Below are 1,979 nucleotides of genomic sequence, written 5' to 3' on the forward strand. Positions count from 1 at the left end.
AAATTCTTGTTTTTTAAAAATTGCTTTTTTCATTGAACTTTCTTATTTTTTTTTAAAATTGCTTTTTTTCATTGAACTTTCTTCTTTATTTTAAAAATTGCTTTTTTTCATTGAACTTTCTTATTTTTTTTTAAAAATTCCCTTTTATTTCACCAACTTCCCTTTTTTTTTATTCTGTCTGTATTTGCTCAATATTTCAAGTTTTATTTCCTTTTTTATTCAATTCCACTTTAAAAAAACTAAAAATTATTATAAAATATCAAAAACTTATTAAGTAATTACATTTATAAATAAATATGAAAACATTATGTTTTCAAATGAGGTGTTTTATGTTAAATAGTTTTTTTAAATTAGATGAAAATAATACAAATGTTAAAACTGAGATTTTAGCAGGTATTACCACATTTCTAGCTATGGCTTACATCTTAGGTGTAAACCCTACCATGCTTGCTGATGGTGGAATGCCTGTAACAGGTGTTTTCTTTGCTACAGCTGTCGCTTCAGGTATTGCATGTATTCTTATGGGTCTTATTGCTAACTGGCCAGTAGGACTTGCTCCTGGTATGGGATTGAATGCATTGTTTACATATACCATCATATTAGGTATGGGCTGTAGTTGGGAAGCGGCTTTATGTGCTGTTGTTCTTTCAAGTATAATCTTTTTAATAATTACCATTTCCGGTTTAAGGGAAGCTATTCTTAACATCATTCCTATTGATTTGAAATTAGGTATTGGTGCAGCTATCGGTTTCTTCTTGGCATTCCTTGGTTTGAAAGGTGCTGGAATTATTGTAGCAGATCCTTCAACTTTCGTTACATTAGGTTCCATGACTTCCGCTCCTGCACTTCTTGCATTGATCGGTATTTTAATTACCTTGATTTTATATGTTAGAAAAGTACCTGCTTCCGTATTTATCGGATTGATTGTTACCGCTATCATTGGTGTAATCTTCACTGCTGTAGGATTCGGTACCGGTGACTTGACCATGCCTGCAATGCCTGCAGAATTTGTATCATTAAACTTTGATACCAGTCTCTTCGGTGCATTCTACACTGGATTCGGTGAATTGTTCACCAATATTCCTAACTTGCTTATGATGTTGTTCTCATTAGTATTCGTTACATTTTTCGATACTACAGGAACCTTGCTTGGAATTGCAAATCAGGCAGGTTATGTTGATGATGAAGGTAATGTTGAAGGCGTTGAAAAACCATTTTTAGTAGACGCTTTAAGTGGAGTAATCGGTTCCATTTTCGGTACCAGTACCTTAACCGCATATGTTGAAAGTGCAACTGGTGTAGGTTTAGGTGGTAGAACCGGTTTAACCGCAATTGTCACTGGATTATGTTTCCTTGTTTCAGTCATTTTTGCTCCTGCTGTTCTTTCCTTGTTTACATCATCTGTAACTGCAGCAGCTCTTGTAATGGTCGGTATTTTAATGATCATGCAATTGAAAGATGTTGAATGGGAGAATTTAGTAGTGGCAGCATCTGTATTCATGACTATTATCATGATGATCTTGACTTATTCCATTTCCTTAGGTATTGCTTGGGGATTCGTTGTTTACGCAGTCGCAAGCTTAGCAAGTGGTAAATCCAAGGACTTAAGTTGGGGAATCTGGGTAATGGTTTTAGTATTCTTGATATACCTGTTCTTTGGTTTATAGAATATAGCTAATTTTATTATTTTCTCATAAGGAAAAACATTTGGGGAATTGGTTTTTAATCAATTCTCCTTTTTTTATTTAGTTTGCTTGTTTTAAGTTCTTTTATTATTTTTAAGTTTTTTAGTTGGCTTGTTTTAACTTTTTTTATTATTTTTAACTTTTTAAATTAGTATTTTTAATTTAAATTTAGTTTTTAATTATTATTTTTTATTTAAATTAAGTTTTTTTACTATTTTTAACTTTTTAAATTACTATTTTTTATTTAAATTTAGTTTTTTTACTATTTTTAACTTTTTAAATTACTATTTTTTA

The 1,979-nt window shown here is 30.8% G+C and carries 1 protein-coding gene; it reads left to right on the forward strand.

All coding sequences use genetic code 11. From position 1 onward, the window contains the following. Positions 1-329: 329 nt before the first annotated feature. Complete coding sequence (locus Q0138_RS03820) at positions 330-1,667, forward strand: NCS2 family permease (protein ID WP_297981148.1); 1,338 nt, start codon at positions 330-332, stop codon at positions 1,665-1,667. The last annotated feature ends 312 nt before the right edge of the window (positions 1,668-1,979 follow it).

Origin of the sequence: uncultured Methanobrevibacter sp., from assembly GCF_937906425.1 — an archaeon.
In the GTDB taxonomy this organism is placed as follows: Archaea; Methanobacteriota; Methanobacteria; order Methanobacteriales; family Methanobacteriaceae; genus Methanobrevibacter.

Bases quoted from the DNA above. Each gene is read 5' to 3' on its own strand.
- Q0138_RS03820 (WP_297981148.1), top strand. From the start codon at position 330: ATGTTAAATAGTTTTTTTAAATTAGATGAAAATAATACAAATGTTAAA.